Annotated in this window: 12 protein-coding genes and 4 pseudogenes; 9 read left to right on the top strand and 7 right to left on the bottom strand. The window is 69.5% G+C overall.

Annotated elements, in window-relative coordinates; all coding sequences use genetic code 11:
* Window positions 1-81: 81 nt before the first annotated feature.
* From ACFYY6_RS32980 to ACFYY6_RS32970, 3 genes are all read right to left on the bottom strand, one after another.
* The gene (locus tag ACFYY6_RS32980) at window positions 82-741 is read right to left on the bottom strand and encodes an HAD hydrolase-like protein (protein ID WP_351634016.1); all 660 of its coding nucleotides are present in this window, start codon (window positions 739-741) and stop codon (window positions 82-84) included.
* Window positions 738-2,114 (bottom strand): amino acid permease, encoded by a 1,377-nt coding sequence (locus ACFYY6_RS32975; RefSeq protein ID WP_351524832.1) that lies wholly within the window; start codon window positions 2,112-2,114, stop codon window positions 738-740. Before ACFYY6_RS32975 ends, ACFYY6_RS32980 begins: the two co-directional genes overlap by 4 nt.
* Window positions 2,115-2,381: 267 nt before the next feature.
* Window positions 2,382-2,855 carry a hypothetical protein gene (locus tag ACFYY6_RS32970; RefSeq protein WP_351524831.1) on the bottom strand — a complete coding sequence of 158 codons (474 nt, stop codon included), beginning with the start codon at window positions 2,853-2,855 and terminating at the stop codon, window positions 2,382-2,384.
* 147 nt (window positions 2,856-3,002) lie between these two features.
* Here ACFYY6_RS32970 and ACFYY6_RS32965 point away from each other — a divergent pair, with 147 nt between their 5' ends.
* Window positions 3,003-3,767, top strand: a complete 765-nt coding sequence (locus ACFYY6_RS32965) for an IclR family transcriptional regulator (protein ID WP_351524830.1) — start codon at window positions 3,003-3,005, stop codon at window positions 3,765-3,767.
* A 156-nt stretch (window positions 3,768-3,923) separates the two neighbouring features.
* A complete protein-coding gene (locus ACFYY6_RS32960; protein WP_386609402.1) occupies window positions 3,924-4,619 on the top strand; it encodes an integrase core domain-containing protein in 696 nt (231 codons plus the stop codon).
* Between the two features lie 37 nt (window positions 4,620-4,656).
* On the opposite strand, the gene ACFYY6_RS32955 is transcribed toward ACFYY6_RS32960, so the two are convergent.
* Window positions 4,657-5,301 carry a FadR/GntR family transcriptional regulator gene (locus ACFYY6_RS32955; protein WP_389197034.1) on the bottom strand — a complete coding sequence of 215 codons (645 nt, stop codon included), beginning with the start codon at window positions 5,299-5,301 and terminating at the stop codon, window positions 4,657-4,659.
* A gap of 29 nt (window positions 5,302-5,330) precedes the next feature.
* Here ACFYY6_RS32955 and ACFYY6_RS32950 point away from each other — a divergent pair, with 29 nt between their 5' ends.
* Window positions 5,331-5,870 carry a GntR family transcriptional regulator gene (locus tag ACFYY6_RS32950; protein WP_351634009.1) on the top strand — a complete coding sequence of 180 codons (540 nt, stop codon included), beginning with the start codon at window positions 5,331-5,333 and terminating at the stop codon, window positions 5,868-5,870.
* Window positions 5,871-5,972: 102 nt separating this feature from the next.
* Here ACFYY6_RS32950 and ACFYY6_RS32945 read toward each other — a convergent pair whose 3' ends face one another.
* Window positions 5,973-6,596, bottom strand: a complete 624-nt coding sequence (locus ACFYY6_RS32945; RefSeq protein WP_389197032.1) for a TetR/AcrR family transcriptional regulator — start codon at window positions 6,594-6,596, stop codon at window positions 5,973-5,975.
* A gap of 190 nt (window positions 6,597-6,786) precedes the next feature.
* On the opposite strand from ACFYY6_RS32945, the gene ACFYY6_RS32940 reads away from it, so the two are divergent.
* The 3 genes and pseudogenes from ACFYY6_RS32940 to ACFYY6_RS32930 form a co-directional block, all read left to right on the top strand.
* Window positions 6,787-7,947: a serine hydrolase domain-containing protein gene (locus tag ACFYY6_RS32940; protein ID WP_386609401.1), complete on the top strand. Its 1,161-nt coding sequence runs from the start codon at window positions 6,787-6,789 to the stop codon at window positions 7,945-7,947.
* A 168-nt stretch (window positions 7,948-8,115) separates the two neighbouring features.
* Window positions 8,116-8,457 (top strand): annotated as a pseudogene (locus tag ACFYY6_RS32935) (ABC transporter ATP-binding protein); the annotation flags it as partial.
* Between the two features lie 245 nt (window positions 8,458-8,702).
* Window positions 8,703-9,721: pseudogene (locus ACFYY6_RS32930) on the top strand (aldehyde dehydrogenase family protein); the annotation flags it as partial.
* 110 nt (window positions 9,722-9,831) lie between these two features.
* Here ACFYY6_RS32930 and ACFYY6_RS32925 read toward each other — a convergent pair.
* Window positions 9,832-10,080, bottom strand: a pseudogene (locus ACFYY6_RS32925) (IS701 family transposase); the annotation flags it as partial.
* Window positions 10,081-10,314: 234 nt separating this feature from the next.
* On the opposite strand from ACFYY6_RS32925, the gene ACFYY6_RS32920 reads away from it, so the two are divergent.
* Window positions 10,315-11,265, top strand: coding sequence for an aminoglycoside phosphotransferase family protein (locus ACFYY6_RS32920; protein WP_389197030.1), 951 nt, complete (start codon window positions 10,315-10,317; stop codon window positions 11,263-11,265).
* An 80-nt stretch (window positions 11,266-11,345) separates the two neighbouring features.
* Here the strand turns inward: ACFYY6_RS32920 and ACFYY6_RS32915 are convergent.
* A pseudogene (locus tag ACFYY6_RS32915) lies at window positions 11,346-11,558 on the bottom strand (hypothetical protein); the annotation flags it as partial.
* A gap of 215 nt (window positions 11,559-11,773) precedes the next feature.
* On the opposite strand from ACFYY6_RS32915, the gene ACFYY6_RS32910 reads away from it, so the two are divergent.
* Both ACFYY6_RS32910 and pfkB read left to right on the top strand, forming a co-directional pair.
* The gene (locus tag ACFYY6_RS32910) at window positions 11,774-12,535 is read left to right on the top strand and encodes a DeoR/GlpR family DNA-binding transcription regulator (RefSeq protein ID WP_351523841.1); all 762 of its coding nucleotides are present in this window, start codon (window positions 11,774-11,776) and stop codon (window positions 12,533-12,535) included.
* A complete protein-coding gene (gene pfkB, locus ACFYY6_RS32905; protein WP_351523843.1) occupies window positions 12,532-13,479 on the top strand; it encodes a 1-phosphofructokinase in 948 nt (315 codons plus the stop codon). Before ACFYY6_RS32910 ends, pfkB begins: the two co-directional genes overlap by 4 nt.
* Window positions 13,480-13,495 lie beyond the last annotated feature (16 nt).

Genomic DNA, 13,495 nt, shown 5'->3' with positions numbered 1-13,495 from the left:
GGCGGTCGCCGGCCCGTGCGACGCGCACGGGCCGGCCGGTGTGGTGGGTTGCTGAGGGGCCGCAGGCTGACGCTCGGCCCGTCAGGTCGGATCGTTCATCAGCAGGTCGGCCAGTTCTGAGGGCTCGGCGACGGATGCGACGGCACCCGCGGCCTCTTCGGGGCCGCCGTAGCCCCACCGCACATGGACGGCAGGGATCCCCTCGGCCGCCGCGCTCTGCACGTCGTACGCCCGGTCGCCGACCATGAGCGGCCTGGAGACATCGACCCCACGTGCACGCAGCCGGGCGAGGCAGACCCGGATGACCTGGCGCTTGGTGGTCCGTCCCGCCGACTCGTCGATGCCGCAGACGGCAGCCAGACGGGCGTTCAGACGGTGGTGCTGGGCCATGCGTTCGGCCTGGTCCTGGACCTTGGACGTTGCCACGCCCATCGTCATCCCCAGCCCAGCAAGGGCGTCAAGCATCTCCGGAACGCCCGTGAACAGGGAGCTGTCGAGGGCACCGTGTTCCGCGTAGTCGGCCCGGTAGGTGTGCAGGGCCCGCCGCGCCGTCTCCTCGTCGAGGCCGACGACGTACCGGAAGGACTCGTACATCGGCGGTCCGACGAAGGAGCGCAGGGTGGGCTCGTCCGGCACCCCTGCACCCACGCTGCGCAGCGCGGCCGCGGCACTGGCGGTGACGCCAGGCGCCGAGTCGATCAGAGTGCCGTCGAGGTCCAGCAGGAGACAGGTCGGGTTCATGAACATCCCGTCTCCGTCGCCTTGGCCGACTGCCCGGCCCCGTATCGCAGGTGGTGGTAGAGGAAACAGGCTCCGACGAACGGGATGCCGAAGTACAGGGCGGTGACCTGCGCCGGGTCGAAGGCGATACCGATAAGCGATGCCAGGCAGAGGGCGAAGGCGAGTACCGGCACGACCGGGTAGAACGGGGTCCGGTAGGCCAGAGTCCTGATGTCTCCGCCGGACTTGACGAACCGCCGGCGGTGCAGGAACTGGGAGGCGACGATGGACATCCAGACGCCGACGGCGGCGAAGCCTGCCACGGAAACGAGCACCAGGTAGACCGTCTCCGCCGCGATCACACTGCTGAGCAGGGAGGCGAGGCCGCCCAGCATGCTCAGGAGCAGCGCGGTCATGGGGATGCCGCGGGAGTTGAGGCGGCGCAGTGCCTGTGGTGCCTGTCCTTCTTCCGACAGGGAGAACAGCATGCGGGCGCAGGAATACAGTCCGCTGTTCCCGGCCGACAGCAGCGCCGTGATGATCACGAAGTTCATCAGGTCCGCCGCGTACGGGATGCCGACGGTCGAGAAGACGGTGACGAAGGGGCTCTCGTCGAGACCGACCTTCTCGTACGGGATCATCGCGGCGATCACCGTGATGGCACCGACGAAGAAGATCAGCAACCGGACGACGGTCACCCGCAGCGCCTTGGGGACGGCGGTGGCAGGGTCCGCGGTCTCGCCTGCGGCAACGCCGATGAGTTCGGACCCGGAGAAGGCGTAGAAGGCTGCGAGGACGGTGACCAGGATGCCCGAGAAGCCGTGGGGGAAGAGGCTGCCGTCGGCGGTGAAGTTCTCGAAGAGGGACGGGAATGCCTGGCCGCTGTTGGCGAGCGGGTGGAAGCCGGCCAGGGCGGCACCGCCCAGGACGATGAGGGCGACCACGGCGACGACCTTGATCAGCGAGAACCAGTACTCGGTCTCACCGAAGACCCGTGCCGAGAAGGCGTTGACGGCGAAGACGACCGCGGCGAAGACCACGCACCAGACCCACACGCCGATCGAGGGGAACCAGCGCTGCATCAGCAGACCGCAGGCGGTGAACTCGGAGCCGAGGGCGACGGCCCAGGTGAGCCAGTACAGCCATGCCGTGGCGAATCCGGTCGCCGGGCTGATGGAACGGGCGGCGTAGATGTGGAAGGAGCCCGAGACGGGGTAGATGACGGCGAGTTCACCAAGGCAGGTCATGACCAGGTAAACGACGAACGCGCCGACGAGGTAGGCGAGCACGGCACCAAGAGGGCCGGCCTGGGAGATGGTGAAGCCGGAACTGATGAACAGTCCGGAGCCGATGACGCCGCCCATCGCGATCATGACAAGGTGGCGCGCGGTCATGGAGCGGCGCAGTGCCTCGCCGGGCGCGTCGGACGGGGGTCCGGGCGGTGCGGGGGACTGATGAGGGGACGAAGGCGCTGTGTGCGGCTGCGCCGGGGGGCTTCCCGGCGTGAGGGGCAGGGACATATGAGGTGTCCTTGGGTGGCAGCGGCTGGGGACGGCAACGCATGGCGAAGGGGTGGTGCCACTGATGGGGCCTGCGGCGCGCGGGATGGGTGGCCTCGCGCGCCGCGGCCGGGAGGAGCGTCTGAGGTCGGCGACGTCGAATCAGGCGCGGTGGACGAGGTCGAACGGAGCGGACAGTTCGACGACCGGGACTTCCCAGGGATGGGCATCCAGGATGCGGCCGAGGACGCGCGACACCTCGTCGTCCGGCGTACGAGCGTCGATGTGGACGGTGACGGTGAGCGTGGGGGAGAGGGAACTGTCGCCGACGGAGCCGAAGGCCGGCCGGGCACCCGGCTCCGTGGTGAAGCCCTCCACGCCGACACCCACCTCGAAGACATCGCTGTAGACACCGAAGTCGCCCGCGCACGGTGAAGAACGCAGGACCTGCAGCAGCGAGCCGAATGCCGCGTCGTCGCGCAGCGTCTCGGTGTGGCCCGCTCCCAGGGCGGCGAGTGTCTCACCGGTGACCGGCCAGTACACCCGGACCGACCGGACCGAGCGGAGCTTGATGTCCCCAAGGGGTGGCCGTTCGGACACACCACTGAGTGCCGATGCCGTCGTGGCGGTGGTCATGTGTGTGAGTTCCCTTCTCCGATTGACCGTGATGCTATGCGTGCATTAAGTGCACGACAAGATGTGAATACTGCACAGCTTGGAAAAGTTCGCCGGATGATCACCGAGGTCATCGCTGGGTTTTCCGCGCCGGGTAGAGTGCCTCGCATGGAATCGAGCGTGGGCCGGGGCTTCGACATACTGTCCGCGCTCACCGGACGCACGGTTGCCAACCACCGCAGCGTCTCGATCAGCGACCTGGCCCGCGACATGGGACGCGACCGCAGTCAGGTGTCCCGGGCCCTGAACGCCATGACCGAGGAGGAATTCCTCCTGCGCGACGCCGCGTCACGCACCCTCGCACCGCACTGGCGGCTGTACGCGGACGCACAGGAGCTCACAGCCCACCGGCTGCGCACGGACGGGCAGACGGCGCTGGAAGGACTGGCCGCCGACACGGGCGAGAGCTGCTACCTCGGCATACTCGTCGGCGACACCACCGTCACCATTGCGGAACGGGTGCCGCCGGGCAGCAACCAGATCGGCTCCTGGATCGGGCGGCCCTACCCGGCGTACTGCAGCGACTGCGGCCAGGCCCTGCTGTGCGACGCCGAAGACGATGAGGTCGCCTCCGTCCTCGCCCGCACCGATTTCGTACGCCACGGACCCAACACCCCCACCAGCGTCGATGATTTTCTCCACCGCCTCGCGGGGACCCGCGAGCGCGGCTACTCCGTCATCGACGAGGAGGCCGAACCCGGCCTGTACTCGATCGCCGCACCGGTCCGCGACTTCCGCGGTGAGGTGATCGCCGCGATCCAGATCGTGGGACCGCGTGTCCGCCTGGCCCCCCGCACCGATGACCACGCGGCGGCGGCCCTCGCCTGGGGCCGGTGGCTCCAGGACGCACTGCGCGGCCACAACACCCGCTGATTCGGCTGCGAGCAGCCACAAAGGCCTTCCGGCCTCCGACACGTGTCGGGTGGCTGGCACGCTCGCTGCCTGGAGGAGTTGTCGCGGTTCGTACGGGGCCGCCGGGGACCGCTCCCGCATGGACTCGGCGACATCCTCGACCTTTCCAGGACCGGCATGTTCGGCCACCCCCTGGGCAATGCGACCGCGGCCTCGGCGATGGCGGCAGGGACGCCGATCACGGCAGGCGCGAACCTTGACGGCAGTCTCTTCGGTCCTGTGGTGGCCAACGGGCTGCGCAAGCCGTTCCTCCTGATGAGCGAGGATGCGGACAACAAGCCGAGCTGGCCGCCGCTGCGGATGCGGGGGCGGCGAGGTTCTCTTGAAGGGAAGTCGCAGATAGCGGTCCAGGGCGCCGTCGGGAGAGAAGTGGAAGCCCGGCGTGAGGGCGAGGTTGCGCGTGGCCGCCAGGTCGGCCAACCGGCGGGAGTCGGCGTCGAGGAGCTCGAGCCACAGGGACAGACCGCCCTGCAGGACCGGGACCGGTCTCGATTGCGACGGCTCCTTGAACCTGGGCAATACGTGTCAACCCGCTACGGCGGACGGTTGCTGGAGGCAGGCGCGACCGCATCCGTCGGCTCCGTCGCGGACAGCCACGACAATGCCATGGCCGAGGCCCTCAACGGCTCGTTCAAGGCTGAGCTGATCGAGCACCCAGGACCCTGGCGGGACGCTGACCAGGTAGAATATGCCGTCGCCCAATGGGTCGGCTGGTACAACACCGAGCGCCTGCACTCAGCCCTCGACCACCTCCCGCTCGAGGCATTCGAGGTGCGGCACTACCGATCCCAGGCAACCACGAAGGCCGCCTGAAACCGCACAAACCGGCCGCTATGAAACTCGGAACAGCTCAGTTGAGCGCATTGAGGCTCGGGCGGATCGCGGCCGCGGCCGCGGCGGCGGCTTCATCTCCGGCCTCGATCGCCGCCAGCAGTGCGTCGTGGGGTTCGACGCCGCTCTCCTGGATCACGTCCTGGCTACGCAGCCCGTGCAGGCTGTCGTGGAGTCGGCCGACAAAGAAGCGGTAGCACTCCAGCAGCACGCTGTTTCCCGCCGCTTCCACCACGGCCAGGTGGAAGTCTGCGTCAGCACGGGCGAACTCCTCCGGCGCGGTGGCGCGATTTCGGGCAGCGAGCAAGCCGCGCAGCCGCCGCAGGTCGGCATCGGTGCGGCGGATGGCGGCGAGCTGGGCCGCCTGAACGTCGAAGCCGAGCTGGACCTCGAACACTTCGCGTACGTCGGCGGTCCCGAACCGGCGCAGCATGGGGGCGGGGTCGGTGGTGGAGACCACGTAGGTACCGGCCCCCTGCCGGGCCTCCAGCACGCCCAAGTGCACGAGGGCCCGTACCGCCTCTCGGATCACGGTACGGCTCACTCCCAGCTCCTCCGTGAGCCGCTGCACGGTCGGCAGTCGGTCCCCGATCACCCAAGTGCCTTGTGTCAGAGCTTCGTTGAGCTGGCCGACCTCGTCGCCCGAGGACCTGCGGCCGATCACGCAACAGGGGCCATGACGGCGAGGTCGGGGTGAGCCGCACTCCGGTGCGCGAGGCTTTGGGCCGCCTGCAGGCGGACGGTCTCGTCGTACCGATGGCGCGCGGGGTCGCCGTGGCGACGCTCAGCAGCGACGAGATCGAGGAGCTCTACAATCTGCGCGCCGTGCTGGAGGGGCTGGCCGCGGCCCAGACCGCCCGCCTGCAAGCGGCCGGGCAGATCGCGCCCGCACACCTCCGGGACATCGAGAAGGCCGCGGAAGAGGTGGAGCGAGCGGTCGCCGAAGGCGACGCGAAGCAGTCGGCGCGGGCCAACCTGGCCTTCCACCGGGCATTCGGCCAAGCTTCCGGCAACGCGTTCCTGACGGACGCGCTGCACCGGGGGTGGGACCGCATCGCGGTCTCCACGGTGTCGAACCTCTCCGACGGAGAGTGGGCGCGGACCGCGCTCACCCAGCACCAGGAAATATGCCGGGCCATGATCGCCGGAGATGAGGACGCCGCCCGCCGGGCGGCCGAGGAGCACATCCTGTCGGCGATGCGCGTCTACAGCGAAGCCCTCGGTCAGGGGTGACCAGCCGCCGACCCAGGCGCTGAACGGCGCGTCCCCCTGCCGCTGGCTTGAGCCGGCCGTGGTCGTCGGGCCGGCATCAGGCAAAGGAGCGAAAGTGGCTGTCTACCCGTGCTCGTCTGCACCGCTGGCCCGGGGGGAGCAGTCGAGGAGGCGTACGGCGAAGTCGATGGCGCGGTCCGTTCGCGCGCGGTCCCCGGAGACGAGGAGATCGAGCTGCAGGCCCCGCACCTGTGCCAGGACAAGGGTGGACAGAGCGGAGGCGTCCTCGGGCGGCCAGCCGTCCGCGACAAGCCTGCTGGCGATGATCCCGATCCAGTCGTGGATGATCGACCGGGAGAGTTCCTCGTCCTCCCCGGCCCCTTCCCCGTGATGGCCGACGAATTCGAAGAGCAGGAGGAACTGGCGTTGCTCCTGCGGTTCGCACAGCCGGCGCCACAGCGCCCTGACGAGTTCGGCCGTCGAGTGTGCCTCATGGAGTTCCGCGTCCGACGTCAGCCATGCGGCCAGATCCGCGCGGACCTTCTCCGCGACGGCCAGGAGCAGCTCGTCCTTCGAGGAGAAGTGCCGTAGCAGGGTCGCGTGGGTGACGCCGAGCGCCTGTGCCACGGGGCGCAGGGACAGGCCGCTGATGCCGTGTTCGAGGATGTACTCGGCCGCTGCGGCCAGCAACTCGGGCCGCCGGTGCTGGAACCGGAGGGAGCGCCCGTCGACGTGGGATGAACTCATCGCCGCCTTGCCCTGTTCATGCGTTGATGGAGATTTAATAGTACCACTCGGTTGCCCTAACCGAGTGGTACTGCTACTTTCTCGTCATCGTGGCCGGTCACTCCGGCCCCAGGACGAGCCCGCCCGTTGGCGGTGGCTCGCCCACCCTTTATCTCCTTCCGGATCCCCCGTTCACACTCGAAGGACGGCAATGACTGATCACAAGCGCATGACCTTGGTCGACCTCGGTCTTTTCACAGGGGTGCCGCAGCACGAGCACTTCTGCCGGATGAAGGACCTCCTCGACACCCGCGAGATGGCCCCCTCCGCACACCCTCACGTCTGGCCACGCGGTGAGGCGGTCCCGCTGCCGGAGAGCTTCGACTATGACGGCATCGCACGGGTGACCAAGGAGTTCCTGGCCCGCACCGACACGTCGGCACTGCTCGTGCTCGTCGACGGGGTCATCAGACACGAGAGCTACTTCCTGACCGGCGGCCCGGACGTGCAGTGGCTGTCCATGTCGGTCTCCAAGAGCTTCGTCTCCGCGCTCGTCGGCATAGCGGTCGACGAGGGGCACATCACGAGCATCGACGAGCCCATCAGCTCCTACGTGCCGGTGCAGCCCGGATCCGCGTACGACGGTGTGTCCATCAAGGATGTGCTCCAGATGTCTTCCGGCGCCCGGTGGAACGAGGACTACAACGACCCGTCCTCCGACATCTACCAGCTCACCGCCGCGACGGCGGGCATCGGCGGCACGCTCGACGACTTCGTTGCCCGCATGGTGCGCGAGAGCGGGCCCGGCACCGTCTGCCGCTACAACTCCGGTGAGACCCAGGTACTCGGCGCGTTGGTGGCCCGAGCCACCGGCCGCCCGGTCGCCGACTACATGCGCGAGAAGCTGTGCGAGCCGCTCGGCATGACATCGCCGGGTTACTGGCTGGTGGACCCCGCCGGGACGGAACTCGCTTTCGGGGGGCTCAACCTGACCGCACGCGACTTCGCCAGGCTCGGCGAGCTGTACCGCAACGAGGGTGTGTGGCAGGGCCGGCAGATCGTGCCCGCACAGTGGGTGCGCGACTCGGTCACCGCGACCGCGCCACACCTGCAACCCGGCCGCCCTCTTGTCGGCGGCCAGCAAGCCGATGGGGTCGGCTACGGCTACCAGTGGTGGCTCCCGGCGGGAGACCGTGGCGAGTTCAGCGCGGTCGGCGTCTACAACCAGTTCGTCTACGTCGATCCGGTCAGCCGGACCACCATCGTGAAGCTCTCGGCCAGCCGCCTGTACGGGACTTCCCTGGACGAAGCCATCAGCGGCGAGGAGGAGACCATCGCCTTCCTGCGCGCGATCGCCCGGCACAGCCACTGACCCGCGATTGAACGCGGATGCTGTGCCGCGTGTGTGAGGGGCGGGGCGGAGCGGGTTTCCAACGCGGTGCCCAGCGGGCTCGGCGACAACATCACCACCCGTCAGCACCAGCCCGCCCCACCCAACCGACGGTGTGCAGCCGCTGGGCGTGCCGCTGGCCACCAGGACGGTGAACGCCAGCGCCTGACCATCGCCCGGCTGCTGCTGGCCCGCCAGCGCGTCGTGATCCTCGACGAGGCCACCGCCCACCTGGACAACACCTCCGAGGCGGCCGTCCAGGAGGCCCTCACCGAGGCGCTCGCCGGAGGTACCGCCGTCGTGATCGCCCACCGGCTCTCCCCGGTACGGGCGGCCGACCTCATCCTGGTCGTGGAGAACGGGCAGATCGTGGAGCAGGGCACGCACGAGGGACTCCTCGCGGCGGGCGGCCGGTACGAGGAGCCGTATCGCACCCAGCTCGACAACCTCGGCCCGGAGCACGGGGAACTCGGTCGGCAGTCCCTGGCATGACGGGCGTCTCCGGCGCCCGAAAACTAACGGCACTAGTGCCGCTCCCGGCAACGTTTGCCCGTCGCACCGTCCGGCACGCACGCTCGCGGCGTTGGCCGAGACCCCACGTAGCCCGCTACGAGGGCTTTCGGCCGCCTTGCGATCGCACGCACCGGACGACGCTCCTTCCGGTCAAACCTTGCCGGTCACGGCACTAGTTGAGGTGCGGACGGTCTCGTCCGTAACCGTATCCGTGAGGAACAGTGATGAAGGCCCACGACGGCATGTACATCGACGGGGCCTGGCGGCCCGCCGCGGGACGGGACACGATCCCGGTCGTGAATCCGGCGGACGAGCAGATCATCGCCCATGTCCCGGCCGGCACCGCCGAGGACGTCGACGCCGCGGTACGGGCCTCCCGTGCCGCGCTCCCCGCCTGGGCGGCCACCGCGCCCGCCGAGCGGGCCGCGCGGATCGCCGCCCTGCGCGACGTGCTCGTCGCCCGCAAGGACGAGATCGCCGCGACCATCACCGCCGAACTCGGCGCGCCGCTGCCGTTCTCGCAGGCGGTGCACGCGGGTGTGCCGGTCCTGGTGGCCGGCTCGTACGCCGAGCTCGCCGCCTCGTACGCCTTCGAGGAGAAGGTCGGCAACTCCACCGTGTACTCCGAGCCGGTCGGGGTCGTCGGCGCGATCACCCCGTGGAACTACCCGCTGCACCAGATCGTCGCCAAGGCCGCCCCCGCGCTCGCGGCGGGCTGCACGGTCGTCCTCAAGCCCGCCGAGGACACCCCGCTGACCGCCCAGCTCTTCGCCGAGGCGGTTCATGAAGCGGGCGTCCCCGCAGGAGTGTTCAACCTGATCACCGGCCTCGGTCCGGTCGCCGGGCAGGCGCTGGCCGAGCATGACGGCGTCGACCTGGTCTCCTTCACCGGCTCCACCGCCGTCGGCAAGCAGATCGGCGCCACGGCCGGCGCGGCCGTCAAGCGCGTCGCCCTCGAACTCGGCGGCAAGTGTGCCAACGTCATCCTGCCGAGCGCCGACCTCGCCAAGGCCGTCGCCGTGGGTGTTGCCAACGTCATGGGCAACTCCGGCCAGACGTGCAGCGCCTGGACCCGGATGCTGGTGCACACCTCCCAGTACGACGAGGCGGTCGCGCTCGCCGCGGAGGCCGCCGCCAAGTACGGCGACCGCATCGGCCCCTCGTCAACGCCAAGCAGCACGCACGGGTGCGCGGCTACATCGAGAAGGGGGTGGCGGAGGGCGCCCGACCGCATCTCGGGGGAACCTCAGATGCGGCACTCGTACTCCAGCAGCGGTTCGTGTCCTGAGCTGCGTTTTCGGTAGTGGCAGCGGCGGGCGATGGCCTGGTGATGTCTTCTCCAGGCCGACCATTTCAGTGCGTGAGTGACGGGATCACGGTCGGCTCGCGGGTGGGGCAGGAGAGTGTCCAGGAGTCGCCGGATCCCTGCCACGGTGAGCGGGACGAGGGCCGATCCGTTTCCGCAGCCCCCCTTGCGGCCTCGCCGACGGCCTGGGCGGCGAGTGCGGCCAGAACAGCGTGGGCGAGCATGGACAGGGTGATGTGCCGATACCAGCCGACATAGCGGCAAACCTCGTACTCGTCCAGGCCGCATTCGTCCTTCGAGGCCTGGAAGCATTCCTCATGGCCGGGGCCGTGGCCGCTGCGGCGCTTGTCGGGGTAGGGGCCGTGGCCGGGCTGGGCGCTGTGGTGTTCCTGCTCGCCGGATCCCTTACGCTGCTCGTCCCCGGCTTCAGACGCTACGGTGAGGCAGGGGCCCGTCCGCCGAAGCCCCCGCTACGCCCGGCCAGCCAGAGCGGCCCCGGGCCGCTGACCGGCCGTGACCAGTGATCGACCGTGACCGACACCTCCGCAGGAGATCCCGCCATGAGCGTCAGCCAGGGCAATTCCGTGCCCACCGAGCGGCCGGTTCCCGACCTAGACCTCGCGCGCCAGCTCGTGCGCGAACAGTTCCCCCGGTGGGCCGAGCTGCCGCTTTGCCCGGTCGAGCCTCAGGGCTGGGACAACCGAACATTCTGCCTCGGCTCCGACCTTGCGGTCCGGATTCCCAGCGCACGGGGTTACGACGCCCAGGTCGAGAAGGAGCACCGCTGGCTGCCGGTGCTTGCCGAGGTGCTGCCGCTACCGATTCCGAAGCCGGTCGCCAAGGGCGCACCAAGCCCGCTGTTCGACGGTCCGTGGTCGGTGTACGCCTGGTACCCCGGGCGGACGCTGAACCGCGCCGGTGCCCGGGAAGCCGATCTGGCCGCTGTTGCGGTGGGCCTGGGTGAGTTCCTGACGGCCCTGCGAGCCGCACCGACACAGGACGCCCCGCCGCCGGGGGCACACAACTGCTCACGTGGCGCCGAATTCACGGTCTACGCCGACGAGGCCATCCTGGCTCTCGCCGGGCTCGCGCCCGAGGTACGGGAGATAGGCGAGCGGTGTGTCCGCCGCGCCACCGAGTCTTCGTGGATTGAGGCACCGGTGTGGCTGCACGGCGACATCGCGCCCGGAAACCTGCTGCTGAGCGAGGGGCGGCTCTCGGCGGTCATCGACTTCGGTTGCTCCGCCGTTGGGGACCCCGCCTGCGACCTGGTGGCCGCGTGGACGATGTTCGACCGCGAGACGCGTCCGCTGTTCGTCCGCGCGGCAGGTCTGGACCAGGACACCTGGTACCGCGCCCAGGGCTGGGCGGCCTGGAAGGCGGCAATCACCCTCGCCGGGGCCGATAGCATGCCGGAGGTACGGTCGCTGGCCGAGCGAACCCTCGTCGAACTGGCCGAGGACGTCGCGCAGCAAGCCTGAATCGGGGCGTTCACGAGGATGAACCCGGTGTCGTCGATGATCAGCACACCGTCCGGTCCGAGCCGCTCAGCAACATAGTCACGGACGTCGTCACGCAGGTCGTCCGCGTCCCAGGCACTACTGTTCAGCAGCCGCTGAAAGCCGTCCGGGGTGCGGTGACTTGCCCACTCAGCGAGTTGCCAGCCGTTCCTGCGTGTCGCCCGTCCCAGCAGGCCGCGGCTCCCGCATCCGCCACCGCAGATCCGCCCGAGCGAACCGGCCCGCCACCCGAGCGAACACCGACTCCAACTCACCAGCCCAGTCAGCGACTTCAGTAATCCCCTCCGTACCAGGACAACGACAACCGCCAGCTCAGGACACGAACCGCTGCTGGAATCCGACGGCGGCGGTCTCAGCACCACATGTCTGTTCAGGCCCGCACATGCCCGAGTCTGTTTACATTGCCGACCTGTCGGCGTAATGTCTCCGCGGAGCCACACAGTCGGGCATGGAACGGATCTAAAACAACATGTATGCACCGGAGCGACAGCAAGAAATCCTCCGCCTCGCCCGTGAGTGCGGCCGGGTCGACGTGCTGTCCCTGGCTGAGGAGTTTCAGGTCACCGCCGAGACTGTGCGACGTGATCTGAAAGCCCTCGACCGGGCCGGGCTGCTGCGGCGTGTCCATGGCGGTGCGATCCCGGTCGGGCGACTCGACTTCGAGCCCCCTCTGGCCGAGCGCGATGCGGTGGCCACCGACGAGAAGGAGCGCATCGCGGCCGCCGCTCTCGGCGAAATCCCCATCGACGGCAGCGTGATCATCGATGCGGGCAGCACGGCTGCACGGCTGGCCGCGGCCATCCCGCTCGACTCCCATCTCACCGTGGTCACCCATGCGCTGCCGGTCGCCGCCCGGCTCGCCGACCACCCCGGCATCGCGCTGCATCTCGTCGGCGGCCGGGTCCGGCACCGTACGCGCGCCGCCGTCGATGCCTGGGCGTTGAATGCCTACAGCGAGATCAATGCCGACGTCGTCTTCCTCGCCACCAACGGCTTCTCGCCGAAGGGCGGTCTGACCACGCCCGACCTGGCCGAGGCGGCCGTCAAGCGCGCCATGATCTCCGCCGCCCGCCGGGTCGTGCTCCTGGCCGACTCCGCCAAGTTCGGCCAGGAGCACTTCGCCCGCTTCGGCGATCTCACGCAGGTCGACCTGCTCATCACCGACACCGGACTCGACTCCGACGACGCCCTCGCCATTGAGAGCCAGGGCACGGAAGTAGTGCGCGCATGATCCTCACCGTGACCCCCAACCCAAGCCTTGACCGTACGTACGAGCTGCCTGGGCTGACCCGGGGAGCCGTGCTGCGCGCCACGGACGACCGAATCGACCCCGGAGGCAAGGGCATCAACGTCTCGCGCGCGGTCGCGGCAGCCGGCCACCCTACGATCGCTGTCGCGCCGCTCGGCGGGCCTGAGGGCGCGCTGCTTGCCCAGCTGCTCGGGGAGCACGGTATCGAGGCGGTCGGAGTACCGATCGTCGCCAGCACGCGCATCAACGTCACACTCGTCGAACCCGATGGAACGCTCACCAAGGTCAACGCGGTAGGCCCGGAGATCACCATGGCTGAGGCGGAGGCCCTGCTGGATGCCGTATGGACCCGGTCGGCGGCCACCGGCTGGATTGCCTGCTGCGGCAGTCTGCCGCGTGGGCTGCCCCCGCAGTGGTATGCCGAGCTGGTGGCCCGGAGCCACAGCGCAGGGGCCCGGATCGCCCTCGACACCTCCGGCGCGGCGCTGACCGCGGCACTTCGGGAGCGCCCCGATGTGATCAAGCCGAACGCGGAGGAGCTCGCCGAGGCCGTCAGTCGCCCGCTGGCAACGGTGGGCGATGCGGTGAAGGCGGCGGAGGAGCTGCGCGAGCGGGGTGCCGGGTCCGTTCTGGCCAGTCTCGGGGCCGACGGTCAGCTGCTGGTCGACCGTACGGGAACGTACTTCGGCAGCGCCCGGGTGGACACCGTCCGCAGCAACGTCGGAGCGGGCGACGCCTCCCTGGCGGGCTTCCTCACCGCCGGCGGAAGAGGCCCGGCCGCGCTCGCCGCGGCGGTCGCCCACGGTGCGGCGGCCGTGCAGCTGCCGGGCAGTGCCATGCCGACCCCTGCGGATCTCGACCTGGCGGCGGTCACCACGACCACCGATGTCCCCCTCGACCGCCCCCTTGCAGAGCCGGCTTCATGACTGCAATGCGTCCGCG

Origin of the sequence: Streptomyces sp. NPDC001750 (assembly GCF_042892615.1) — a bacterium.
Classification (GTDB): Bacteria; Actinomycetota; Actinomycetes; order Streptomycetales; family Streptomycetaceae; genus Streptomyces.
The sequence above is the reverse complement of the archived record's forward strand: the minus strand, read 5'-3'. Positions and strand labels throughout refer to the sequence as shown.

Coding starts and splice junctions, on each gene's coding strand:
- ACFYY6_RS32980 (WP_351634016.1), bottom strand. CDS start 741: ATGAACCCGACCTGTCTCCTGCTGGACCTCGACGGCACTCTGATCGAC.
- ACFYY6_RS32975 (WP_351524832.1), bottom strand. CDS start 2,114: ATGACCGCGCGCCACCTTGTCATGATCGCGATGGGCGGCGTCATCGGC.
- ACFYY6_RS32970 (WP_351524831.1), bottom strand. CDS start 2,855: ATGACCACCGCCACGACGGCATCGGCACTCAGTGGTGTGTCCGAACGG.
- ACFYY6_RS32965 (WP_351524830.1), top strand. CDS start 3,003: ATGGAATCGAGCGTGGGCCGGGGCTTCGACATACTGTCCGCGCTCACC.
- ACFYY6_RS32960 (WP_386609402.1), top strand. CDS start 3,924: ATGTTCGGCCACCCCCTGGGCAATGCGACCGCGGCCTCGGCGATGGCG.
- ACFYY6_RS32945 (WP_389197032.1), bottom strand. CDS start 6,596: ATGAGTTCATCCCACGTCGACGGGCGCTCCCTCCGGTTCCAGCACCGG.
- ACFYY6_RS32940 (WP_386609401.1), top strand. CDS start 6,787: ATGACTGATCACAAGCGCATGACCTTGGTCGACCTCGGTCTTTTCACA.
- ACFYY6_RS32910 (WP_351523841.1), top strand. CDS start 11,774: ATGTATGCACCGGAGCGACAGCAAGAAATCCTCCGCCTCGCCCGTGAG.
- pfkB (WP_351523843.1), top strand. CDS start 12,532: ATGATCCTCACCGTGACCCCCAACCCAAGCCTTGACCGTACGTACGAG.